This is a genomic window from Lysobacter sp. P5_B12 (assembly GCF_056400425.1).
In genome coordinates, this window is the sequence record NZ_JBFULG010000001.1 from 688,404 (window position 1) to 712,911 (window position 24,508).

General features: G+C 66.8%; 17 protein-coding genes and 1 pseudogene. 14 read left to right on the forward strand and 4 right to left on the reverse strand.

Annotated features, from left to right (window positions below; translation table 11 throughout):
• Nucleotides 1-3 precede the first annotated feature (3 nt).
• Together AC1DOM_RS03215 and AC1DOM_RS03220 are read left to right on the forward strand one after the other, a co-directional pair.
• Entirely contained in the window at nucleotides 4-351 is a 348-nt protein-coding gene (locus AC1DOM_RS03215) for a flagellar protein FlgN (protein WP_498960136.1), read from the forward strand.
• Nucleotides 352-446: 95 nt separating this feature from the next.
• Nucleotides 447-1,298: pseudogene (locus AC1DOM_RS03220) on the forward strand (ATP-binding protein); the annotation flags it as partial.
• Here AC1DOM_RS03220 and AC1DOM_RS03225 read toward each other — a convergent pair.
• Both AC1DOM_RS03225 and AC1DOM_RS03230 read right to left on the reverse strand, forming a co-directional pair.
• Nucleotides 1,299-3,038 carry an EAL domain-containing protein gene (locus AC1DOM_RS03225; RefSeq protein ID WP_498960138.1) on the reverse strand — a complete coding sequence of 580 codons (1,740 nt, stop codon included), beginning with the start codon at nucleotides 3,036-3,038 and terminating at the stop codon, nucleotides 1,299-1,301.
• Nucleotides 3,039-3,139: 101 nt separating this feature from the next.
• Nucleotides 3,140-3,838, reverse strand: coding sequence for an MgtC/SapB family protein (locus AC1DOM_RS03230; RefSeq protein WP_498960140.1), 699 nt, complete (start codon nucleotides 3,836-3,838; stop codon nucleotides 3,140-3,142).
• Between the two features lie 192 nt (nucleotides 3,839-4,030).
• On the opposite strand from AC1DOM_RS03230, the gene AC1DOM_RS03235 reads away from it, so the two are divergent.
• From AC1DOM_RS03235 to AC1DOM_RS03275, 9 genes are all read left to right on the forward strand, one after another.
• Nucleotides 4,031-6,970, forward strand: coding sequence for an ATP-binding protein (locus tag AC1DOM_RS03235; protein ID WP_498960142.1), 2,940 nt, complete (start codon nucleotides 4,031-4,033; stop codon nucleotides 6,968-6,970).
• A gap of 81 nt (nucleotides 6,971-7,051) precedes the next feature.
• Nucleotides 7,052-7,252 (forward strand): hypothetical protein, encoded by a 201-nt coding sequence (locus AC1DOM_RS03240; RefSeq protein ID WP_498960144.1) that lies wholly within the window; start codon nucleotides 7,052-7,054, stop codon nucleotides 7,250-7,252.
• A 109-nt stretch (nucleotides 7,253-7,361) separates the two neighbouring features.
• Nucleotides 7,362-8,474 (forward strand): tetratricopeptide repeat protein, encoded by a 1,113-nt coding sequence (locus AC1DOM_RS03245; protein ID WP_498960146.1) that lies wholly within the window; start codon nucleotides 7,362-7,364, stop codon nucleotides 8,472-8,474.
• A 13-nt stretch (nucleotides 8,475-8,487) separates the two neighbouring features.
• A complete protein-coding gene (locus AC1DOM_RS03250; protein ID WP_498960148.1) occupies nucleotides 8,488-9,123 on the forward strand; it encodes an FMN-dependent NADH-azoreductase in 636 nt (211 codons plus the stop codon).
• Between the two features lie 107 nt (nucleotides 9,124-9,230).
• Entirely contained in the window at nucleotides 9,231-10,751 is a 1,521-nt protein-coding gene (locus tag AC1DOM_RS03255) for an efflux transporter outer membrane subunit (RefSeq protein WP_498960150.1), read from the forward strand.
• Between the two features lie 56 nt (nucleotides 10,752-10,807).
• Complete coding sequence (locus AC1DOM_RS03260; protein ID WP_498960152.1) at nucleotides 10,808-11,923, forward strand: efflux RND transporter periplasmic adaptor subunit; 1,116 nt, start codon at nucleotides 10,808-10,810, stop codon at nucleotides 11,921-11,923.
• A complete protein-coding gene (locus tag AC1DOM_RS03265) occupies nucleotides 11,920-15,012 on the forward strand; it encodes an efflux RND transporter permease subunit (RefSeq protein WP_498960154.1) in 3,093 nt (1,030 codons plus the stop codon). The genes AC1DOM_RS03260 and AC1DOM_RS03265 overlap by 4 nt, the downstream gene beginning before the upstream one ends.
• Nucleotides 15,009-16,052 (forward strand): lipid A deacylase LpxR family protein, encoded by a 1,044-nt coding sequence (locus AC1DOM_RS03270; RefSeq protein WP_498960156.1) that lies wholly within the window; start codon nucleotides 15,009-15,011, stop codon nucleotides 16,050-16,052. Before AC1DOM_RS03265 ends, AC1DOM_RS03270 begins: the two co-directional genes overlap by 4 nt.
• A gap of 220 nt (nucleotides 16,053-16,272) precedes the next feature.
• On the forward strand, nucleotides 16,273-16,776 hold the full coding sequence (locus AC1DOM_RS03275; protein ID WP_498960157.1) for a hypothetical protein: 504 nt from the start codon (nucleotides 16,273-16,275) through the stop codon (nucleotides 16,774-16,776).
• A gap of 8 nt (nucleotides 16,777-16,784) precedes the next feature.
• On the opposite strand, the gene AC1DOM_RS03280 is transcribed toward AC1DOM_RS03275, so the two are convergent.
• Together AC1DOM_RS03280 and AC1DOM_RS03285 are read right to left on the reverse strand one after the other, a co-directional pair.
• Complete coding sequence (locus AC1DOM_RS03280; protein WP_498960160.1) at nucleotides 16,785-18,335, reverse strand: EAL domain-containing protein; 1,551 nt, start codon at nucleotides 18,333-18,335, stop codon at nucleotides 16,785-16,787.
• A 31-nt stretch (nucleotides 18,336-18,366) separates the two neighbouring features.
• A complete protein-coding gene (locus AC1DOM_RS03285) occupies nucleotides 18,367-19,080 on the reverse strand; it encodes a LuxR C-terminal-related transcriptional regulator (protein ID WP_498960162.1) in 714 nt (237 codons plus the stop codon).
• A 172-nt stretch (nucleotides 19,081-19,252) separates the two neighbouring features.
• On the opposite strand from AC1DOM_RS03285, the gene AC1DOM_RS03290 reads away from it, so the two are divergent.
• The 3 genes from AC1DOM_RS03290 to AC1DOM_RS03300 form a co-directional block, all read left to right on the forward strand.
• Nucleotides 19,253-22,255: a YadA-like family protein gene (locus AC1DOM_RS03290; RefSeq protein ID WP_498960164.1), complete on the forward strand. Its 3,003-nt coding sequence runs from the start codon at nucleotides 19,253-19,255 to the stop codon at nucleotides 22,253-22,255.
• A gap of 64 nt (nucleotides 22,256-22,319) precedes the next feature.
• The gene (locus AC1DOM_RS03295; protein ID WP_498960166.1) at nucleotides 22,320-24,098 is read left to right on the forward strand and encodes a S8 family peptidase; all 1,779 of its coding nucleotides are present in this window, start codon (nucleotides 22,320-22,322) and stop codon (nucleotides 24,096-24,098) included.
• Nucleotides 24,099-24,279: 181 nt separating this feature from the next.
• Nucleotides 24,280-24,508, forward strand: a 229-nt coding sequence (locus AC1DOM_RS03300; RefSeq protein WP_498960167.1) for an MCP four helix bundle domain-containing protein, incomplete at its 3' end; no start/stop codon positions are given.

Below are 24,508 nucleotides of genomic sequence, written 5' to 3' on the forward strand. Positions count from 1 at the left end.
GGGATGCACGTCGCCGCCGAGGCCCTCGATGCGCTCGACGCTCTCGAACAGGCGCTCGCCGCCGAGCGCCGCGCGCTGCTCGAGAACGACGCCGAGGCGCTGCTGATCTCGACCGCGGAGAAGGTGGCGGCGTTGCGTCGCGCCGAAGCGCTGCAGCCCGATGCCGGCATCGCCGGGCGCGTGGCCGCGCTGCGCGAAGCCAACCACGCCAATGGCGTGTTGTTGTCCCGCCGTCGTCGCGAAGTGGCCTGGGCCCTGCGCCATCTCGGCCGTATCGAGTCCACGCCTGTCTACACCGCCGCCGGCCAGGCCAGCGCGCGCCCGCAGGCGCGGCCCCTCGGCGTCGGCTGACAGTCGCCACGGGTCGATCCTTGCCGTCGCGCCGCCTCCAACGTCGCAGCCCTACACTGGCGCTCCGACTCCGCGCGCGCCACGCCACCATGCCCAGGCACGACGAACTCCGGGAAACCTACCGGCAACTGGCGAGCACCCAGGCCCAACTGCTGCAGTCCGACCGGATGGCCTCGATCGGCCAGCTCGCCGCCGGCGTCGCGCACGAGATCAACAATCCCATCGGTTACGTGCATTCCAACATCGGCACGTTGCAGGAGTACATGGGCGCGTTGCTGGCGATGATCGAATGCCACGAGAACGCGCTCGCCGCCGAGGATCCGGGCGCGCACCGCGAGGCCGTGCGCACCAAGCGCGAGCGGCTCGACATCGAATTCATCATCGGCGACCTGCCCAAGCTGCTGTCCGAATCGCGCGAAGGCATCGAACGCGTCACCAAGATCGTGCAGGACCTGAAGGACTTCTCCCGCAGCAGCGGCAGCGACGAACCCATGCGTCCGTCCGATTTGCACCGCGGCCTGGAATCGACGATCAACATCGTCTGGAACGAGTTGAAATATCGGATCCAGCTGGAGAAGCACTACGGCGACATGCCGCCGGTCGAATGCCACCCCTCGGAGATCAACCAGGTCCTGATGACGCTGCTGATCAACGCCGGCCAGGCGATCGAGCACCGCGGCACCATCGTCATCGCCACCGGCAGCGAGAACGGCGAGGCCTGGATCAGCATCGCCGACACCGGCACGGGCATCACGCCCGACGTGTTGCCGCGCATCTTCGAACCGTTCTTCACCACCAAACCCATCGGGCGCGGCACGGGCCTGGGGCTGGCGGTGGCCTACAACATCGCGCAGAAACACCACGGGCGCATCGACGTGACCAGCACGCCCGGCGTGGGCAGCATCTTCCGCCTGGTGTTGCCGGTCACGCAGCCCGCGGGCGCGTGATCAGAACTCTTCCTCCACGTCCTGCGACTCCGACGCGCGGAACGCATCGCGGATGTGTTCGCGCAATTCCTCGTCGTTCCAGGGCTTGGTGAGGAAGCGGTAGATCGCGCCGCGGTTGATCGCGTCGGTGACGGTCGCAAGGTCGGTATAGCCCGAGAGCACCATGCGCACCGTGTCGGGATACAGGTCGCGCACGCGGCCCAGGAATTCGGTGCCGGTCATTTCCGGCATACGCTGGTCGGACACGATGACCTGCACGCGATTGCTGGCCAGCAGATCGAAAGCATCGCGCACGCTGTTAGCGGTCAGCAGGCGATAACCGTCGCGGCGGAACAGGCGCACCAGCGAGCGCAGTACGTTGTCTTCGTCGTCGAGCAACAACAGCGTGCGTTCCGGGCGCATCGCGGCGAAGGCTTCGGGCAACAACACGCGCTTGCGCAGTACCTCGTCGAGTTCGTCGGCGGGGCGCGGCGAACAGAACAGGTGCCCCTGGAAGAAGTCGCACTGGTTGCGGCGCAGGAAGTTGAGCTCGGCTTCGGTCTCCACGCCCTTGGCCGTGAGCGTCATGCCGAGGCGGTGGCCCACCGCGAGGATGCCGCGCACGATCGCCGCGGTGCGCGGATCGCTCGCGGCCTCGTGGATGAAGCTGCGATCGATCTTGAGCCGGTCGATGGGATGGTGCGCCAGCGCGCCCAGCGCGAGCCGCCCCATGCCGAAGTCGTGGACGGTCAACAGCGCGCCCAGGCCGCGCAGCCCCATGAGGTTGTCGTGCACCACGCGCGTGTCGAGCGACAGCGCGCTTTCGGAAATCTCGAACTGCATCGACGCCGCGGGAATGCCGCAGCGTTGCAACTGTTCGCCGATCAGGTCGATGCAGTCGCGCCGCAACAGCATCGAGTTCGCCAAGTGCACCGACATGTTGAGCCAGTCGAAGCCCTTCTCGCGCCACTGCGCCAGTTGCCGCGTCGCGCGCTCCACCACCCACCAGCCCAGCCGCGAGGCCAGGCCCGAGGCCTCGACGATTTCGAAGAAGTGGTTCGGACGCAGCAGTCCGTATTCGCTGTTGCGCCAGCGCAGCAGCACGCTGACCGCGTCGATGCTGCCGTCGTGCGCGTTCACCGTGGGCTGGTGGAACAACAGGAACTCGTCGTTTTCGATGCCCTTGAGGATGCTGCGCGAGGCCGCTGCGTCCTGCTCGGCGTCGCCGCGATCGGGCAGGGCCGACAGCCCGGTGCCGCTGCGCCCGGCATCGCGCCGGGCCTTGCGCACCGCGACTTCGGCGCGCGCCAGCAGCGCGGCGGCGTCCTCCGCGTGATCGGGATAGACCGCGATCCCGATCGACAGCGTCACGCGCACGCTGTGCGGTGGCACCGACAGCGGCGCATCGAAGGCATCGCGCAGGCGATCGGCCAGGACCATGCCGTCGGGTTCGTCGCGGCGGTAGCCGATGGCCGCGATGAATTCGTCGCTGCCCAGCCGCCACAACCACCCCCCGTTCGGCATCGTCTTCTGCAGGCGCTGCGCGACCGCCGCCAGCACCTGGTCGCCCACGGCCTCGCCGAATTGGCGGTTGATGGTGCCCAGACGATCGACGTCGATGTGCAGCAGCGCGATGCGCCGGCCGGTCGCGCCCGCGGCCGCCAGGCCCGCGCTCAGGCTCGGCCCGCCCGCGCCCAGCCGATACAGCTGGGTGGTCGGGTCGACACCGATGCCGTTGCGGGGGTCGTTGCGGGAGTGCATCGACGCGGGGGGGGAACGGTGGGGCATGCCCGGAGGGGTATACGTCCGAACGCCCCCGATGTCCAAGCATGCGCATCGGAAAGGGGCAATGTGTCAAATACTCAATTGCGCACTGGCGTGATGCTGAATCTGGCCACGCCCTCGGATCTGCACAACTCATCGGCGAGTAATGAAGGCGACAGCGCGCGCGAACGCTCCAGGGCGATGGCGGCGAGGCGCCATTCCGTGCGGTTGTCGGCGAACGCGATCGTGATGCTGTCGTGGAGGATGCGGTATCCGCGTGCGCCTGCGATGGCGACGAGTTCGTCCAGGTTGGGCTGGAACCCCGCCTTGAACGTCAGGACGAGGTCCAGGGTGTTGCGGCCGGGGAGCCGACGCTCCACGCGATGCAACACCGACATCGACAGCGCGCAGAGCACCGCGAAAATCGTGGCGGCGGCGTGGAAGCCAGCGCCGAAGAGCACGCCAACCGCGGAGACAGCCCAGATCGAGGCGGCCGTCGCCAAGCCGCGCACGCTCAGGCCATCCTTGATGATCACGCCCGCGCAGAGGAAACCGATGCCGGTGACGACGCCCTGGACCACACGCGTCGGGTCGGCCCGGAAGACGCCGGGGACGCCGCCGAACCACATGGATCCGAATCCGATGACGACCATCAGGGCCGCCGAGGACATGCAAACCAGTCCGTAGGTGCGCATGCCTGCTGCCCGGCCGCGATAGGACCGTTCATAGCCAACGAGCATCCCGAGGCCCAGGGCGCCGAGGAGGGTCAGGACGATCGAAACGTTGGCCCTGAGCACAGGGTCGTTCCAGTAGTGGTTGAGAGACACGGGGAGCATCGGTGCGGCCAGGCTCGGTTCGGCGTTCGATCAGACTAGTCCGCGGGATCGGCGCAACGGTCAGGGATTGGTCGCCGATCAGTCGCAAATCCACGTGCCGCGTGCGGCCCGGCTTTCATCGGGCTCGCCGGGGGGTGAAAATGGACACCGGCGATGAAGGGCGAGGTGGATAACGTGACGGCAGGTTCGGATTCCCTGCATGTCCGCTTCGACGAGTTCGAACTGGACCAGGGGAACGCTCGCCTGTCGCGTTCCGGATCGCCGGTTGCGCTCGCGCCCACGCCGTTCGACTTGTTGTGCGCGCTCGCGCGGCAGCCCGGCGCCATGCTGACCAAGCATGCGTTGCTCGACGGGGTGTGGGGCCATCGCTTCGTCAGCGATTCCGTCCTGAAGGGTGCGATCAGCGACATCCGCAATGCGCTGGGCGACGATCCGCGACACCCCCGCTTCATCGAAACCGTGCCCCGGCGCGGATATCGATTCGTTGCACGGCTGAAGGACACGCCGCTCGAGGGCGAAACGGAAGCGGAGCAGGCTTCACCCCTCGGCGACGATCGTCCCGGCGAATCGAGCGGATTCATCGGCCGCGCAACCGAGCTTGCGAGCCTGCGGGAGGCGTGGACCTCGGCAAAGGCGGGTCGTCGCACGCTGTTCTGGGTGGCGGGCGAACCCGGCATCGGCAAGACGACGCTGATCGAGCAATTCATCGCACGCTCGGGTGACATCGCAATCGCACGCGGCACGTGCGTGCAGAGCTTCGGCACCGGCGAGCCCTACCACGCGCTGCTCGAGGCGATCGCCGAACTCGGCCGGCGCGACGCCACGGTCGTTCCACTCTTGCGCGACGTCGCGCCCACATGGCTGTTGCAATTGCCCTGGCTCTGCACGGCGGAACAGCGCGAGGCGCTCCAGCGAGAACTGGTGGGCGTCCATCCGGAGCGGATGTTGCGGGAGTTGGGCGAATTCCTGGATCGTTACACCGAGCAACGTCCGTTGCTGCTGGTCACCGAGGATCTGCACTGGGCGGACCGCGCGACGACGCAACTCATCGACTACGTCGCGCGTCGCCGGGGATTCGCTCGATTCATGTGGCTGGCGAGCTTTCGACTGACCGAGGTGATCGCGCACGATCACCCGCTCGGGGCCCTGCGACACGAACTCCGAATGAGCGGGCTGTGCGAGGAGATCGTGCTCGACTCGTTTTCCGAGCGCGAGACCGCGGCGTTTCTCGCGGCTCGCGTACCGGAGTTGGCGGAAAAGGAGGACGTCGTACGCGCCCTGCACGATCGTACGGAAGGGGTTCCGCTGTTCATCGCATCGCTCGCCGGCGATGTTGCGTTGCGCATGCGCACAAGCGAATTGACCGCGACTCAGCTCACCGACCTTCCCGTTCCGCGGGGGCTTTCTGCGCTGATCGACCAATACGTCGGGCGCCTGGATGAGGACCGGCGCGCGCTGCTTGGCGCCGCTGCCGTCTGCGGCTTGCGGTTTCGCGTCGATACCTTGGCAGGCGCGCTGGATCGCGATGTGCTCGAAGTCTCGGACAGATGCGATGCCCTGGCGCGGGAACAGGGGTGGCTTGTCGGGATCGACGGATCAAACACCTCGGCAGATGCGTTGGACGACGACTACGCGTTCCGGCACGCGCTCTACCGGCAAGCGCTGCTCGACCGCACGACGCCCCCTGCACGCATCGAGTTGCACCGACGGGTCGCCCATTCGCTCGAGCGCGAGCGCGGGATGGGCGCGAACGTCGTGGCCGCCGAGCTCGCGGTGCATTTCGATCAGGGGCGCGTTCGGATGCCGGCGCTGCGCTATTACGCCGAGGCCGCACAGTCGGCCTTGCAGCAGCTTCGTCCGAACGAGTGCATGTCCTTGACCGAGCATGCGCTTGAATTGGTCGATCAGGTGGCCGCCGGCCCGGAGCGCGCGGGGCATGAGCTCACCCTGGGCACGCTGCGCGGCGTGGCTGCCTTCCATGCGCTTGGTGCGGGAGACGTTGCCCGTGATGCATTCGCGCGTGCTTCGTCACAACTGGCCGACACACCCGAGCACCCGATGCGAGGCCTGCTCCTGCACGGACTCGGCTTTTTGCTCAACCTGCGCGCCGAGTACGACGAGGCGCTGCTGACGGCCGCTCGCGCCGAGGCACTGGGCGAGGCGAAAGGCGATGCGCTGTTGACCGTGGCCACCGGGACCGTGCAGGGCCAGGCGCACATGATGCAGGGTCGGCACGAGGTGGCGCGGCGCGCGCTGGAGCGAACGCTGCCGGCGCTCGCGTCGCTGGTCGACGCCTCGGAGACGCGGCTCTACGGCTTCATCGCCGACCCGCATGTCACGGCCCGCGCGATCCTGAGCCTTCCGCTGATCCACCTTGGCCTCGTGCGCCAGGCGCGCGCGCATCTGGACGCAGCGTATGCGCGCGCACGCACGCTTGGGCAGCCCATGGCGGTGATGGTCACGATGTGGTTCGACGCGCTGCTCGAAACACGGATTGGAAACGCCGAGCGGGTGGCGTCCCTCGCGGCAGAGATGCAAGCACTTGTCGATGAGTACGCGTTGGCGCAGGGGAGAACGGCATCTCGCTGGTTCCGCGGGTGGGCGCAGGCGCGCCTTGGGCAACCGCTGGAAGGGTTCCAGCGCATTCGCGAGGCATACGACGAAAACATCGCACTCGGGATGGTGTCCGGCGGCACCGAAACCCTGACCTATGCAGCCGAGGCGCTCATCGAGGCGGGCGACTTCGATGCGGCGCAGTCGCAATTGGACGAGGCGCTGGCGCTGGTCGACCGGCATGACGAACGCATCTGCCTGCCGCAGTTGCGATTGATCGAGTCGGCCATCGCGCGCCACCGGAACGACCCGGCCCACGCCGATGCGGCGATCCGGGAGGCGATCGACGAGGCGCGCGCGCAGGGCGCGCCCTGGCTGGAGTTGCTCGCATTGGTCCACCTCGTCGAGCACGCTACGCCGAACGCGGGTGACATCGTCGCGCTGGAATCGCTGGTGGCGCGGCTCGACGAGGCGCAGGACACGCCGCTCGTCATCCGTGCGCGGGCCCTGCTCGCAGGCCGGCGGTCAATGCACTCCTGACCGAAGCGCCACCCTTCCGCGACCACGCGGGGTCGCGACATCCCTAGCATGACCTGCAGTCAACAAACCCGCGGTCGTGCAATGTCCCTCAGTGCTGATTCCAAATATCCCAATCGCCGCGCCTACGTCGTCAAGCTCCGAAACGATGCGACGCCCGACGCCCTGCGTGGCCGTGTCGAGAACCTGCTCACCTGTGAACAACGCGAGTTCGAAACCGCGCCGGAACTCCTCGCGCTGATCGCGGCCGACCTCGGCCCCGGATCGACGCCCCCGGATCGCTGAGGCTGCGTGCACTCCGACCGAACGCCGACGCTTCGCTGACCACACGCGGCAACGCGCCGCCTACCGTGGACGTCCCGAAACGTTGCTCGGCTGCAGTGAGGCAGCCCGCATGAAGATCGAACTCGAACGCTACACCAGCGGGCGATCGGCGCTGGAAGACCTTTGTTCCGCCATTTCCCGCCTGGAGCGCAAGCGACGCGACGGCGCATGCGTCGAAGACTTGGTGTCGCTGGCGGAGCTGCTGTTGCTGCGCGGCGATCTGCTCGGTTGCATCGCCGACCACGACCTCGCCGAGGCGGCCGCGGAGGAAGCGATCGAATCGTTTCCCGGCGACGGCGCCGCGATTCTCACGCGTGCCCGAATATGCGCTCGCTTCCATCAAGTCGGGCAATCCGAAGTGCTGCTCGATCTGGCGATGGTCGCCGGCTGTTCGCGCCAGCAGATCCAAGGGGCGCGCGCAGCGTTGCTCCAGGCGACCGGGCAGTTCTGGGACGCGCTCGAATTGCGCGACCGACTGGCGCGGGAGCGACCCAATCTCGAGACGCTGGGCGCGCTTGCGACGCTCTCGGCGGAGATGGGCCAGTTCGCCTTGGCTGAAATGCTTTATGCGCAGGCCATCAAGGCCGACGACGGCATCGTCCCGTTGCGGTGCGCCCAGTTGCTGTACGCGTGGGCCAGGGCAGCGATGCGACAAGGCGACTTGGCCCGTGCCGATGAGCTGCTCGTTCACCTCGAGATCGTGCTGCCCTGGCACATGCCGGGCCGGGCGGGCCGCGCTGAAATCGCGCTCGCACGCGGTGATCTCGACGGGGCGGCTGCGCTCATCGAATCCCCCCTCGAAGCGTCGGACGATCCGGCATACGTGGCGCTCAATGCGCAGATCCTCGCCGCGCGCGGGGAAGACACGGAGGCCGCGAACGAAGCGCAGCGTGCCGCCGCGGTGTACGACGCGCTCCTCGAGCGCCGTCCCGAAGCCTACGTCGACGAGGCGGCCAAATTCTTCATGGGCGTTGGCAACCGCCCACTCCGTGCGGTCGAACTCGCTGCAAAAAACCTCGCGCTGCGCGATACGCCTTGCGCGCGGGCGCTGCTCTCCAAGGCGCGTCGAGCGGCCGTCGCACGCACGGCAGGGAGGACCGTCCAAACGTTCCGTTCCCGCGCCGCGTCACTGAAAACCGATCGAGCTCCCACGCTCTGTCGACCATCGACTTCCCATGGATGAGACACCCACCTGCATGTCGCAAAACCTCTTGCACCTCGATTCCAGCATCCTCGGCCCTTCGTCCGCGAGCCGCGTGTTGTCTTCCCACGTCGTGGATCAGCTTCGTCGCAAGATGCCCGCGCTTCGCGTGACCTATCGCGATCTGGCCGCGGAGCCGATTCCCCATCTCTCCGGCGCATACCTCGCCGCCATGCGTGGCGATTCGAACGCCCCCTTCGACAACGTTTTGCGTCGCGACATCGCATTGGGCGAAACCGTCATCCATGAGTTCCTGTCCGCAGACATCGTCGTGATCGGCGTGGCGTTCTACAACTTCTCCATCGCCAGCCAGCTCAAGGCGTGGATCGATCGCATCGCCGTCGCCGGAAAGACATTCCGCTATTCCGAATCCGGGCGGCCGGAAGGCTTGGCAGGCAACAAGCGCGTTTTCCTGGCGATTGCGCGCGGCGGCTTCTACGGCGACGCATCGCCTGCCCGCCCGATGGAGCACGCGGAGACCTACCTGCGAAGTGCTTTCTCGTTCATCGGCGTCACCCATTTGGATGTCGTCGCAGCGGACGGACTCAACGTCGGCGACGTGCAACGCGACTCGGCGATCGCGCAAGCACAACTGCGGATCGAGCAAGCCGTCTCGGCGTTGCAGGCATGAGCAAGCGATCGACGTGGCGAAACGCCCACCGATCGCCGACGGTTTGCTGACCCTTCGCGCGCGCTGCGTGTCTACGCTGACCCCATCGACAACAGCGAGTCAGCGCAATGTCCCCGAACGCTTCAACACGACTTTCCCGTTCCCCGTCGCCGCGGCCACTTCCCCCCTCCCGACGCTTCCCCCCGCGTTTGGCCGCGGCGACCCTTTCATTCGGCATCGCGCTCGCAGTGTCCGGCTGCGCAACACCGATGTTGCAATCCACCGTCGACGTGCCCGGCAGTTTCAGCACGGTCCCCGCCGACCAGACTGCGAACCAGGCAGAGGTCGCATGGTGGAAGACGTATGGCGATCCCGTCCTGACCGACCTCATCGAACGCGCTGCAATCCAGAACCGCGATGTGCGCATCGCTGCCGAACGCGTCCGCGCTGCACGCGCGGGTGAACGCATCAGCCGATCGGCGCTGTTGCCCAGCATCGGATTGAGTGCGGGCTCGACGAAGAGTACCAACGGATACTCCGGCTCCGCGCAGCGTGCCGTGCCCGAGATGGAAAGCAGCTCGGCCGGCCTGGATGTCTCCTGGGAAATCGACATCACCGGACGACTGCGCGATGGCGCGAACGCCGCCGCTGCGGACGTCACGGCGACGCAGGGAGACGCGCGTGGCGTGCGACTGCTCGTACTGACCGAGGTCGCTTCGCACTATTTCTCGCTTGCCGGCGCGCTTCGCCAGCTCGAAACCCTGCAAGCAATCTCCAAGGCCCAGGACGAGACCTTGCGTTTGGTGACGGCGCGCCAGAGCGTCGGACTCGCATCGCAATTCGACGTCGAGCGCGCGCAAGCCGATGCCGATCGCGCGCGCGCCGACATTCCGCCGCTGCAGACGCTGGCTGCGGTTTCCCGGCACCGCATCGCCGCCCTGATGGGCGACACGCCGGAAAAGGGCGAGAAGCTCGTTCCCTGGAACGGAACCGTGACGCCGCCCGAGATCAGCCCGGGGCAGCCCGCGACATTGCTCGAGCGTCGTCCCGATCTCCTCGCCTCCCGCGCGCAACTCGAGTCGGCGAACTGGCGACGCAGGCAAGCGGCGACCGAATGGTTTCCGCGCTTGTTCACGAGCGCGTTGTTCGGCAGCCAGGACACGCAAGTCAACGGCGCGAGCCTGGGTGCCGCGCGATTCGGAAACGTGGCAGGCCTGCTGACGATGCCGTTGCTCAACTGGGGACGCACCAAGGCGATCAACGATGCCGCGGGCGCCGATCAGAACGCAGCCGTGCTGCGCTACGAGGATGCCATCGTGCGCGCGCTCGAGGATGTCGAGAACGCGCTCGTCGCGTCGAAGGACGGCCGCCAGCGCGCAGCCTCCCTGACGAGCGCCGCCAACGCTGCGGACGCCGCGCTGCGCCACGCGCGCTCGCTCTACGACCGCGGCCAGATCGACCTGCTGCCGTTGCTGGATGCGCAACGCGCGCAACTCCAGGCGCGCCTCGGGGCGAACGACAGCCAGACCCAGATGCTGCTCGACAGCGTGCGGGTCTTCAAGGCGCTCGGCGGCGGGTGGGAGGCGTTCGAACCCGGTGCGGTGCGCGCCGCGAGCGCGGACACGCCTGCAAAGGATGCCCGCTCATGAAAACCGCCATCGCCCGCCCCTGCCAGCCAAATCAAATCCGCCAACGAGGTCCGTTCGTGAAAACTTCCATCGCCGCTCCACTCGCCGTTGTCCTGATTTCGCTGCTGTCGGCGTGTTCGTCCGACGCTCCGCCCGAGGTGTATCGCCCGATCCGCTGGGCCCGCGTGCACTATGACCAGACGCGCGACACCAATCGCTACTTCGCAGTCGTGCAGGCACGACACGAGGTGGACCAGGCGTTCCAGGTCGGTGGCAAGGTGACTGCGCGACGGGTCGAGCTCGGACAGACCGTGCGCAAGGGCGACGTGCTCGCGGTGATCGATGCGGTCGACTACCGACTTTCCGAGGATGGCGCACGACGCCAGCTCGATGCCGCCAATGCGCGCTGGCACCAGGCCGAAGCGGACTGGAAGCGCATGCAGGCGCTGAGGAGCGATGCGTCTGTCAGCGTGTCCGACGAAGAGCACGCGAAGAACGCTTTCGATACCGCCGAGGCCGCAGCCAAGGCGCAGGCGCGTACGGTCGAGCTGGCGCAGAACCAATTGGGCTACACGGTGTTGCGCGCATCGCAGGATGGCGTGGTCACCAACGTGCGCATCGAAATGGGCCAGGTGGTCGCCGCCGGCCAGCCGGTCGTCGCCATCGCGGACGATGCCGAGCCTGAAATCGTCGTCGATGTCCCGGAAGAGCGCCTCGATATCTTCAAGCAATCGCGTTTCCGTGCCTTCCTCGCGAACGCACCCGGCATTTTGTTCGACGTGGAGATTCGGGAAGTCGCCGCACAGGCCGCGGCGCAGACGCGCACGTATCGCGCACGGCTGAAGCCGACGCAGGCCATGCGCCTGCCGTTGGGTGCGAGCGCGACGCTGGTCGCCGAACGCGTCGGCGCCGACGCGCCCGCCGCATCGGTGCCGTCCACGGCATTGACGCAACGCGATGGCAATCCTGCCGTGTGGGCCGCACGCCCGGTGCCCGGCAAGCAGACCGCGCGCGTCGAACTCGTGTCGGTCGCCGTGCGTGGTTATCGCAACGACACGGTGCTGGTGTCGGGCCCGAAGGAAGGCACAATCGTGGTCACCGCGGGCATCCACAAGATGGCACCCGGCCTGGTGGTGGCGATGCCTGACGACCGGCCTGCTTCGTCGTCCATCGCCCAGGCGGGTGCACCATGAAATTCAATCTCACCGAATGGGCGCTGGGGCACCGTTCCCTCGTCCTGTTCCTGATCCTCATCGTCGGCGTCGCGGGCGCGCTCGGCTTTCCGCGCCTGGGGCAACTGGAGGATCCCAACTTCTCCGTACCGTCGATGACGGCGATGGTGGCCTGGCCCGGCGCCACTTCCCAGCAGATGCAGGACGAAGTCCTGAACCGCATGGAGAAGAAGTTCGAACAACTCGATCACTTCGAAAAAGTGGTGACGTTCGCGCGCCAAGGCTATGGCGGCATGACGCTCACGGTGAAGGGAGGCACGTCGAAGGAGGACCAGCGCGAAGCGTGGTACCAGGCGCGCAAGAAACTCGAAGACCTCAAGACCGAGCTGCCCGAAGGCGTGGTCGGCCCGGTGATCAACGACGAGTTCGGCGACGTCTACAGCCTGATGTATGCGGTGAAGGGCGACGGCTATGACCTCGCCGCGATGTCCAGGACGGCCGAAATCGTCAAGCGGCGGTTGCTGCACGTGCCGATGGTCAAGAAGATCGACATCATCGGCAAGCAGTCCGAACGCGTGTACGTCGAGTTCTCCAACGAGCGCCTCGCCGCACTCGGCGTGACGCCGCAACAGATCGCGCAGAGCCTGCAAAGCCAGAACGGCATCGCCCCGGCCGGGTCCGTCGATACGCGCGGCGATCGCGTGTACGTGCGCACGAGCGGTCAATTCACCAGCCTGGAGGACATCCGCAACGTACCGATTTCCGCGGGCGGACGGCTGATCCGCCTGGGCGACTTCACCACCGTCAAGCGTGGCTACCAGGATCCGCCGACCTACACGGTGCGCCACAACGGACAACCCGTGCTGATGATCGGCCTGGTCATGACCAATGACGGCAACGTCGTTGCGATGGGCAAGGCGGTGGCGCAGGCCGTGGACGGCATCCAGAAGGAGCTGCCCTACGGTGTCGAGCTCGAGCGCGTGGCCGACCAGCCGACGACGGTGAGCGAAGCGGTGTGGGACTTCGAGCGCTCGCTGATGGAAGCCCTCGTCATCGTCATCGCCGTGAGCCTGCTGAGCCTGGGCTGGCGCACGGGCATCGTCGTCGCGCTGTCGGTGCCGCTGGTGCTCAGCGTCGTTGCGATCGCGATGATGGCCATGGGGTGGAACCTCGAACGTATTTCCCTCGGTTCGCTGATCATCGCGCTGGGGCTGCTGGTCGATGACTCGATCATCGCGCTGGAAATGATGATCGCCAAGATGGAAACCGGTTGGGACCGCACCAAGGCGGCCGCGTATTCCTATTCGGCAACCGCGATGCCGCGCCTGAGCGGTGCGTTGATCACCGTCGCTGCCTTCATGCCGGTGGGCTTCTCGAAGTCGACGACGGGCGAATACGCGGGCGGTATCTTCTGGATCGTCGGTATCGCCGTCGTGGTCTCCTGGCTCGTCTCGGGCATCTTCACGCCGTACCTCGCCGTCAAGATGCTGCCGAAGGACCTCGGCAAGCACCATGGCGCCGACCCGTACCAGTCGAAGGGCTATCGGCGCCTCCGCAGCTTGATCGACACGGCGATCGCCCGTCGCTGGTGGGTGATCGGCGCCACCGCCGCGGCCATGGTCGTCGCGCTGGCGTGCATGAAGTTCGTGCCGCAGCAGTTCTTCCCGAACAGCACGCGACCGGAACTGATCGTCGACGTGCGCTCGAAGGAAGGCGCTTCGTTCGCGGCGACGACCGCGCAGGTCAAGCGCCTGGAATCGGTACTCGCCCACGACAAGGACGTGCGCTTCTTCACCGCTTACACCGGCGCCGGCGCGCCGCGCTTCTACCTGTCGCTGAATCCGGAACTCCCCAACCCCGGCTATGCCCAGTTCGTCGTGATGACCCGCGACCTCGAAGCGCGCGAGCGTGTGCGCACGCGGTTGATGGCGCTCGCCGAGCAGAAGTTCCCCGAAGCGTGGGTCCGCGTCACGCGGCTCGAACTCGGGCCGCCGGTCGGATTCCCGGTGCAGTTCCGCATCGTCGGGCCCGACACCCAGGTCGTGCGCCACATCGCGCGCCAGGTGGAGAGCGTGGTGCGCGCCAATCAGAACGTGCGCGATGTCCAGCTCGATTGGAACGACCCGGTGCGCACGATGCGCATCCAACTCGACCAGGACAAGGTGCGGTCGCTCGGCTTGTCGCCGACGGATGTCTCGATGGTCACGCAGACCTTGACCAACGGCGCCACGCTTTCGCAACTGCGCGAAGGCGAGGAGCTGATCGACATCGACGCCCGCGCCGTTCCGAACGAGCGGCTCGACATCGAGGCGCTGAAGAACGTGAACCTCTATGCGCGTGATGGAACTGCCGTACCGCTCGCGCAAGTGGCCCGAATCGTCAACGGCCTCGAAGAGCCGGTGCTGTGGCGCCGCAATCGTGACATGGCGATCACCGTGCGCGCCGACGTCAAGGATGGCCAGCAGGGCGTCTCCGTCACGCAGCAGATCCGGCCCAACCTGAAGGACATCGAAGCGAAGCTGCCGTCGGGCTACCGCATCGACGTGGGTGGCGCGGTCGAAGAGAGCGACAAGGCGAATACCGCGTTGATGGCCGTCGCGCCCGTGATGCTGGTCGTGATCCTGCTGATCCTGATGCTGCAGCTCCAGAGCTTCTCGCTGATGACGATGGTGTTCCTCACGGCACCGCTCGGCCTGATCGGCGTGGTCGCCGCGCTGCTGGTGTGCCAGGCGCCGCTGGGCTTCGTCGCGATCCTCGGCGTGATCGCGCTGTCGGGCATGATCATGCGCAACGCGGTCATCCTCGTCGACCAGGTGCGCGCGGAGATCGCCGCCGGACGCGATCGCTGGAGCGCGGTCGTGGAGGCCGCCGTGCAACGTGCACGTCCCGTCGTGCTCACGGCGGCCGCCACCGTACTCGCCATGGTGCCGCTGACCCGCAGCGTGTTCTGGGGCCCGATGGCGATCGCGATCATGGGCGGCCTCACCGTCGCCACCGTGCTGACGATCTTCTTCGTGCCGGCGCTTTATGCCGCTTGGTTCAAGCTGCGTCGCGAAGCCACAGCCAGCGAAGGCGATGTCGACGGTGCGCTCGCCATGGAGGCGTCATGAGCCGCCGCACGACCAAGCGCTCGCGCAACATGGTGCCGGGCTTGTTGTTGCTCTCCTCGCTGTGCGCCGCCGGGGTTGTCGCCCCGGCGGACGCGGCCGAACCCCGAGGCGCCATCACGCTCACGCTCGAAAACGATGTATTGACCGGATCCGACAACGCTTACACCAATGGTCTCGGAGCGACCTGGGTTTCGGGTGATCTTGCTTCCTACGACGACAAGGCACTCGTCCGTCGATGGGGGCGCTTCTGGGATTTCCTCCCCTTCGTCGGCGACGCGGGTTACACCACGTATGCGTCCTGGACGATTGCCCAGGAAATGCATACGCCCGACGACATCACACTCTCCGATCCGCCATTGAACGATCAGCCTTACGCCGGCGTGCTTTACGTCGACAGCGTGCTCTACGCGCGTTCGGAACGTTGGACGCACGCGTGGGATCTGCAGTTGGGCGTGACAGGCGACGCGTCCGGCGCGGCGAGCACGCAGCGCAAGTTCCACAAGGCCATCGGTGCGGACGAGCCGATGGGCTGGCACACGCAGTTGCCCGGCGAGCCGATCTTCAACGTCGGATTCACCACGGCGCACCTTTGGAAGCAGGGCCGTGTCGGCGAGGCCGCGCAATGGCGGCTCGTCCCGGTCGGCAACGTGAGCCTCGGTACGTATTACACCGGCGCCAGCCTGGGCATGTACGGCGAAGTGGGCTGGAATCTTGTGGATGCGCTGGGAGGAACGTCCCTGCGCGAAGGCCTCAGCGCCGCATCGACGGTCGGCGTGGCGCCGACCGATCGTTGGTCGGTGTCCTTCTTCGGCGGCATCGGCGGCCACGCGGTCGCGCATTACCTCCCGCTGGACGGCACGGTCTTCCACGACAGCCGATCCGTTGACACGCGTCCGTTCATCGGCAACGCCACCGTGGGTGCATCGGTACGTCGTGGACGATTCGCCGTCAGCCTTTCGACCAACTATTCCACCAAGGCCTTCGACGACCAGGACAAGGGCGCGGAGTTCGCGAACCTGAGCGTGTCGTGGCTGCGATGAGCGGACAAGAAGGCAATCCCATGCGAAATCAAACTTCCAACAATCCCCTGCTCGTTCGATCCAGTGTCGTGCGGGTTTATCGATGCGACGCCGGACAAATGGTCGGCGTGATCGAGGACGTCGAGTCCGGGCGATGCACACCCTTCAGCTCGATGGATCAACTCTGGAACGCACTCTGCGAACCAACTCCTACCCCTGCCCAACACAAGAGGAACCCCGAATGAATTTGCACCCCCGCGCCTTGATGCTCGCCGCAGCCTTGCTGGTCACGCCCCCGCTGATGGCGGCCAATCTGTCCAATCCAACCCTCGACGAGACGAAAGTCCTGACGCAGGCGCAGGAAATGCAGAACCGCACGAGTGCCGAAAAGCGCGCCTTCATCGAACAGCAACTGACGCTGACGTCGGAGCAGGCCGAACGTTTCTGGCCGATCTACGAGGAACACCAGACCGCCTTGGCGGTGCTCAATCATCGGCGCATCGAAAACCTGCTGGTGTACGCGCGCGCCTGGAACACCGGCAGCGTGGACGACAAGACCGCCAGGGTGCTCGCGAAGGACGTCATCGCGATCGAGGAAGACGAGGTGGCGCTCCTCAAGCGAACCTACCGGGACGCAAGCAAGGCGGCCTCGCCGGCGCAGGCCGCGCTGTACGTGCAGATCGAGGCCAAGCTCCGTGCCCGGCTGCGCTTCGAGGAAACGGAGATGGTGCCGCTGGTCAAATGACGCGTTGCTCAAATGGCTTGCGCTGCCAGCTCCGCGCACAGCCCTTCTGAACGCATCGCCTTGGCGAACAACCATCCCTGTCCGTAACGCACGCCGTTCTCCCGAAGAAAATCGGCCTGGTGCGCCTGCTCCACGCCTTCGGCGACCAGGTCCAGCGAAAGCGTCCTGCCCATCTCGATGATGAGCAGGGCGACTTGCGCGGTGACGGCCCGCGTGCCGATCGTGTCGACGAAGGCTTTGTCGATCTTGATCGCGTCGACCTCGAAATCCTGCAGGTACGCCAGGTTGGCGTACCCGGTGCCGAAGTCGTCGATCGCCACGCGCATCCCGAGCGAGCGGATCTCCCGCAACACCTGGGTTGCGGCCTCTTTTTCCATCACGCCGCGCTCGGTGGCTTCGACAGTCACGTTGCCCGGCGCGAGGCCTGAGGCCAGGAGTTTGCGCAGGTGATCGATGGTCAGCGGATCGATCAGGTCGTGCTGCGAAAGATTGACGCTGAAGCGGAAGTCCGGACGCAACGCAAGAATCGCCGGGGCGTCGTCGGCAAGAAGTTCCAGCACGTGGCGGGACAACAGCGATATCAAGCCGTTGTCCTCCGCAACCGGGATGAACACATCGGGCCGCACCATGCTTCCGTCCGGGCGCTTCCAGCGGATGAGTGCTTCCGCACCGATCCACCGGCCTGTCGCCAGTTCGACGATCGGCTGGTAGGTCAGATAAAACTCGCCGCGACGCAGCGCCGTCCTGATGACCGCGGGCAGCGCCCGTTGTTCGCGGGCGAGCCATAACACGGCGAAGCACGAGAACGCACCGACCTGAAGCGCCGGCGGCAACAGGTTGCCAAGCAGTGCATCGGCCCGCTGTCGGACAAGCGCAACCGGTACTGCGACGTAGGTGACGAGATCGAATCGCGAGGAGCGTTGAAGCGACACCACGCTCGCACCGTCGACGAATGACATCGCGTTCGCGTTGCCGAGGCGATGCAGCCAACGTGGAGCGAATGTGCCGCGTCCTGCAATCGGCAAGCCGGTGCCGGTGGCGACGCCCACGACGATGCTGCGCATGTCGGGGTACAGATCGGTGATCAATTCCGGCGCGAGCACCACTGCGGTGCCCTTTCGCACGCCGACCACGCGCGTGCGTCCGGGTGCGAGCGGCAAGTGCAGGGCGGTTCGCAGTTCCAGGCCGAGCGCGTTGATGTAACGCGGCGGCCCGAGGGAAATGGGCGGGTCATGCACGCCCAGGGAGGAACACAGCAGGCGATCGCCTTCCACGTAGCCAACGGCCAGCAACTGGCTCGATCCCAGGTCGATCTGCCGCATCACTTCCAGGTTGGCGGGAGAACACGGCTGTGAGCCGCGCACTGCCAGAAGGCGGTTGGCAGCGGCCTCGGCTTGCGATGCCACGGATTCGGAGCGACGCAGCACGGACACGGCCATGAGGTGCGTCTGCTCGAACTCGGCGTCACGGCTCCATTGGCGTGCGGCATACCAACTGCCAGCCAATGGGGCGAGCAGGACCACCGCGGCGAGCAGGACATAGGGCCAATGTTTGCCCATGCGCGGCAGCATACGCCACGCCTTGCTGCGTCTACCTCAACGGCTTCACGGTGCCGGCGTAATCGCCGCGCCGCCAACTTCCAGCGGTTTCTGCCAATGCCGATGCCGATTCGAGTCGGAGTTTGTGCTTGATGCCTTCCCGATGCGTTTCGACCGTCTTGACGCTCACGCCCAGGTCGAGCGCTATTTGCTGTGTGCCATGGCCGCGCCCGATGCGATCGAAGACTTGGTACTCGCGATCGGATAAACCCAGCCTGGGCAGCGAGATCGAATTCCGCAACCAACAGCTGTCGCAAGGGCCTTGCCAAAGGCGCGGGGCTTCACACGCGGCAATCATTTGCAAAGCCGCGCGGATCTGCGGCAGAGGCGACTGTTCCCGCACGAAACCGCAAACGCGGTCATCGGCGCAGGTCGTGTCCGTGCCGGGGTGATGGCGTGCCGAAATCAGCAGGACGCGTGGGCCGGATGCGGTGAAGTCGATTCCGTTCCTCCTGGCCAACGCATGGACATCGGAGGTCATTTCGTGGTCGAGCAAGAGCACGTCGGGTTTGCAGCGAATGACCGAATCGACGACCCCGGCCGCATCGTTCGCGCTTGCGACGAGGACGAGTTGCGGGATTTCGGCAAGCAGCGACAGCACGCCCGCCTCCAGCAGACGGCTTCGCGCGCCGATCATCAACGTCGACGGGAACGCATCGTGCGCAAGGCGAGGAGGGGAGCCCAACGAAATCGGGAAAACGCTCATGTGGCGATGACTGCATGACCAACGTGCATGGTACGCCCGAGTTTCGCAAACCGGCGCACGAATGACATCGGGGAACCCCCGATACGCACGAAGTTGGAGTTCATGTCAGATGCGTGACATCGCGGTCCAACGCCCGGCGATGTCGTTGCATTCCATCAACCGAGACCCACCAATGCCTGCAAAGCCGTCGTCCCGATTCCAACGCCGTTTGCTCAGCGTAGCGCTCCTGTCGATCCTCGCTTCGCCCGCCTTCGCCGGCGCCAACTGCCAGCTCGTTGACGACATCGGTGCGCCGATCGCGATCGACAGCACTGCCCCGGGGGCCGAAGCGCTCGCCTGCGGGCCGGGCGCCGCGGCGGACGGTGACGGCGCAACCGCCGTCGGCGACGAAGCCACCGCCACTGGCAAGAACGCGACCGCCGTGGGTTCGTGGATCGACCTCGACGGCGACGGTCTCGTCGACCCGGATGAAATCACGTGGGCGATGGGCGACAACGCCACCGCATTCGGCGCGGCCGCGCAGGCCATCGGCGGTTCGAGCGTGGCCATTGGTGTGCACTCGGTGGCCGGCATCGACAACAGTGTTGCGCTGGGGAACCAGTCGCAGACGCAAGCGGTGACGACGACCACCGTCGATACGTTCATGGAGGGCGCGCCGGGTCCGGTGACGACCACCAGCACTTCGCCAGGAACGGGGACCGGCAGCGTGGCGATCGGCGATCAGGCGCGCGCCAACGGCGACAACAACATCGCCTTGGGCACGGCGGCGACCACCGAGCTGGTCGACACGACGCTGGACATGAGCACCACCGGTGGCGTGAGCACGCTGGTGACGACGACCACGGTCTCGCCCGCGCACGATGCCATCGCCATCGGCACGTCCGCGCGCGCGAACGGCGACGGTGCGGTCGTCATCGGCAACGGTGCGGTGGCCGAAGCAAGCGTCGGCCAAGTGCTGACCGGCTTCGGCAACACCTATGGCTATTTCACCGCCGCCCCGGCGGCCAACGCCACCGTCATCGGCAATGGCGCCGCTGCACGAGGCAACAATGACGTCGTGATCGGTGCCGGCGCCCAGACGAGGGGCGATGGGCTGATCCAGATGGTCGATCCCAACACCGGTGTTCCGCTCACGGATCCCGTCACCGGCTACGACTTGTACAGACCGGTGTTCAAGGACCAGAACTCCACGGTCATCGGCACGTCCGCGTATGCGGCGCGCGGCTGGGGAACAGCGCTGGGTTATCTCGCCGGCGCCTATGGCTACCAGAGCAACGCGTTGGGCAGCTTCAGCTTCGCAGTCGGCGCGCAATCAACCGCGGTCGGTGGCTATCTCGACTGGAGCGCCGCATTCGGCAATGCGCCACAAGCCACGCCGAGCCTTCGCAGTCCCTATGGCCGTGCCATCGCGCTCGGCGTGGGTTCGCAGACGTTCGGGAGCGGCGCCTACACCTGGGGCAACTACGACACCGCGGTGGGCCCCGGTGCCCAGACCAGCGACAGGATGTATTCCGATCCGGATTACGTCGGCAACGCCCTCGACCCGACCGTGATCAACGGCTCGATCGCGGTCGGTTTCATGGCCAATGCCCACGGTCATTCCAGCGTCGCCATGGGTCTGAAGAGCGTTGCGGCGATGGAGTACGCCGTTGCGATCGGCAACGAGAGCTACGCCGGTGCCTGGGCCACCGCCGTCGGCAACCAAAGCGTGGCGCAGGGCAAGTACGCGGTCGCGATCGGCGACAACGCCAGCGCGGCGTGGCACGACACCGTCGCGATCGGCCATGGCGCCGTCGCCGGCATCGGCGGTGATGACACCACCACGCAGGCCGTCGCCATGGGAACCAACGCGACCGCCACGGGATACAAGTCGATTGCCGTCGGCAACGAGGCCAAGGCAATGGCGCAGTCCACGTCCGCGTACGGCGACGGCAGCCAGGCCTTGGGCGAATTCGCATCGGCGTTCGGCGCGTATGCGTACGCCGAAGGCGGCTACAGCACCGCAATGGGCACGAACGCCTTCGCGCTGGGAATCAACAGCGCCGCGTTCGGCTACAACAGCATCGCGATGGGGAACAACAGTCTCGCGCTCGGCAGCGGCGCGGTGGCGACCAGCGATAACAGCACGGCGATCGGATACGGCGCGGTGGCCGACCGCGACAACACCGTATCTGTCGGCGCCATCGACGCCGAGCGCCAGATCACCAACGTCGCCGCCGGGACGCAGGATACGGACGCAGTCAACGTCGGCCAGTTGAACAACGCACTGGTCGCAGTCGGCGCGAGCAATGCTGCACAGCTGGACTCCGTGGCAGCCGCGTTCGGTGGAGGTTCGAGCATCGACGTCAACGGCCTGTTGGTTGCGCCCACCTACAGCGTGCAGGGCAGCAGCTACTACGACGTCGGGTCGGCGTTGTCGGCGATCGACGGCACGCTGAGCAACCTGACCTCGCAGATCGTCGCGGTCCAGCAGGGCCAGGGTGGCGGTCTCCCCATGGGCACTGGCAGCGGCCTGGCCATCGGCACCGGCAGCAACGCGACCAGCACCACGGACACGGCGTACGGCACGGGCGCCAACGTCGGCGCGGCGGGCGGCACCGCTGTAGGCAGCAGCGCCACCGTGACGGCCACCGGCGCGGTCGCGATCGGCCAGGGCTCGGTGGCCGACCAGGCGAACACCGTCTCAGTGGGTTCGGTCGGAAACGAACGACGCGTCACCAATGTCGGCGCCGGCACCGCTGCGACGGACGCCGCCAACGTCGCCCAAATGCAGGCCGGCGATGCCGCGACGCTGACATCGGCCAACAACTACACCGACACCAGCGCGACGCAAACCGTGGCACGCGCCAATGCGTACACCGACCAGCGCATGCAGGCGTTCGACGACCAGTTCATGCAGCTCAGCGACAGCGTCAACCAGCGTCTGTCGAAACAGGACCTGCGCATCGATCGCGAGGGCGCGATGAACGCCGCGATGATGAATATGGCGATCAACGCCGCTGGCAGCCGAGGCGCGCGCGGCCGCGTCGCGGTCGGCGCCGGTTGGCAGAACGGCGAGAGTGCGCTGTCGGTCGGCTATTCGAAGCAGATCAGCGAGCGCGCGTCCTTCAGCCTCGGCGGCGCCTTCAGCAGCGACGACTCGTCGGCTGGCGTCGGCTTCGGTATCGACCTCTAACCGCGAATCCGCGGCGGGCTGTTGCCCGCCGCGGCTCCAACGCATCTTCTTCCAGGAATTGCACATGACCATTCGCAAACCCATTCTCGGCCTGCTGCTCGCCATCGCATGCGCACCGGCGCTCGCCGGCGCGCGCATCGATTTCACTTCGATCGACGACGCGACGGTTTCGCCGACGCCGCGCTTCATCATCAAGTTCCGCGACGGCAGCGCCGAGCGCACGCAAGCTGCGGCGCGCGCGCGTTCGCTCGCCGCGGCTGCGGGACGCGCGCAGCCGCAGATCCAACCGACCGTCGCCAACGGCCGCGCCATGACGCTGCACATCGACACGCTGCGTGCGACCGCACGTGGCGGCATGCATGTGATCAAGGCGTCGCAACGCCTGTCGCGCAGCGAGGCCGAAGCGCTGATGCATTCGCTCGCCGACGACCCCAACGTCGATTACGTCGCCGTCGATGCGATGTCGCATGCGACGGCGCTGCCCAACGATCCGATACTGGCCACGCATCAGCTGTGGCAGTACGGCACCGGAAACGGCGGCGCGCGCGTCACCACGGCCTGGGACATGGGCGCCCGCGGCAACGGCGTGGTCGTCGCCGTCCTCGACACCGGCGCGACCCACCACGCCGATCTGCTGGCGAACCTGTTGCCGGGTTACGACTTCATCACCGATGCCTATGTCTCGCGCCGCCCCACCGACGAGCGCGTGCCGGGCGGCTGGGACCTGGGCGACTGGATGGTGGATGGCGACTGCGGCGGTGCATCGGCGAGGAACAGCAGCTGGCACGGCACGCACGTCACCGGCACGATCGCCGAAGTGACCGACAACGGCATCGGAGGCGCTGGCGTTGCGCCGCTGGCGAAGGTCGTCCCGGTGCGCGTGCTCGGGCGATGCGGCGGTTACAACTCCGATATCGCCGATGCCATTGTCTGGGCCGCCGGCGGCACGGTTCCCGGCGTGCCGGCCAATCCGTATCCGGCCGAGGTCATCAGCATGAGCCTGGGCGGAGAGGGGACCTGCGCGCAGGTCTTCCAGGACGCCATCAACGCGGCGGTCGCCCTCGGCACCACGGTGGTCGTCGCGGCCGGCAACGAGAACGACGATGCGTCGCGACATGCGCCGGCGAGCTGCGCCAACGTGGTCGCCGTGGCCGCGACCGGGTACAGCGGCCAGCGCGCCAGCTATTCCAACTACGGTGCCAAGGTCGATCTCGCCGCGCCGGGTGGCGCCGGCGTCGAAGGCGCGCCGAACGGGTACGTGTGGTCCACCGTCAACGACGGCGCCACCTCTCCGGGCGGCGATACCTACGGTGGATACATCGGCACGTCGATGGCGACACCGCATGTCTCCGGCGTGGTCGCGCTGATGCAGAGCGTGGCTCCGATGCCGCTGACGCCCGCGCAGATCGAAGGCCTGCTGGTGTCCTCGGCCCGGCCGTTTCCCGTGACGCCGAGCAGGCCGATCGGCAGCGGCATCCTCGATGCCGCCGCGGCGGTGGAGCGTGCCCGGACGTTCGGTCAGCCGATCACTGCGCGCCCGTTGCGCAGCGGCGTCAACGAGGCGATGCCGGCGCTGGTGGCCGGCCAGGGCGTGCTGTATTCGATCGACGTGCCCGCGGGCGCGACGCGCCTGGAGTTCACGAGCTACGGTGGAACCGGAACGATCGGCGTGTACCTCAACTTCGAGGCCGAACCATTCCCCACCGCGAACATCGGCAGCTCGCTGCGCCCGGGCACCAACCAGACCATGACGCGCAATTCGCCGGCGCCGGGCCGCTACTACTTCAGGGTGGTGGCCAAGACCAATGCCTCGGGTGTGCTGCTTCGCGCGAAAGCGTACTGACGTTCTCCGGATCAGCAACGAAAACGCCGGGGCGTCAACGGCCCGGCGTTCGGCGATCGACGTGCCGGAGCTCAAGAAACGCGGCGACCGGTCGATGTAGATCCATCGATTCCCACGTCCGGCTGATCGCGGGTTGTCGGCACGCGCCCACCACTGAACACCTCACTCTTCGGACCAAGACATGTTGCAGAATCTCAACATCGGCAAGCGACTGGCGTTCGGCTTCGGCGCCCTCGCATTGCTGATCCTCGTGATGGGCGCGTTCGCGGCGCAGCGCATGGGGGCGGCCCAGCAGATGGTGCGCGCCGTGACGCAGGAATCCGTGCCGTCGATCCGCAACCTCGGCCAGGTCGCGACCCTGCTCGCCGAGTATCGCGTCAGCGAACGCGGCCTCGTCGCCAGTTACGAAG